The following is a 242-nucleotide window of genomic DNA, read 5'->3' as shown; positions in this document are numbered from 1 at the left end:
CCGATTGTTCTGATATGCGCAGCGCATCCATGTCGGCCCTCAGCGCAATCGCCCGGTTGCCGCTGCCGCGCTTCAGCGTGCCGACAACACCGGTGCCGCCGACGCCTTCGGTGACATCGTCCAACCCAAATTCGCGCAGTTTGGCGGCGACGAAGGCGGCGGTGCGCTTCTCCTCGAAGCCGAATTCCGGGTGTGCATGCAGATCGCGCCGCCAGAAGATCATTTCCTGCTTCAGCGCGTCG

The 242-nt window shown here is 64.0% G+C and carries 1 pseudogene; it reads right to left on the bottom strand.

Going from position 1 to position 242, the window contains the following annotated elements:
- Positions 1-242, bottom strand: a pseudogene (locus AC0L3S_RS39670) (amidohydrolase); the annotation flags it as partial.

It is taken from the genome of Bradyrhizobium sp. Ken01, assembly GCF_055807355.1.
The sequence above is the reverse complement of the archived record's forward strand: the minus strand, read 5'-3'. Positions and strand labels throughout refer to the sequence as shown.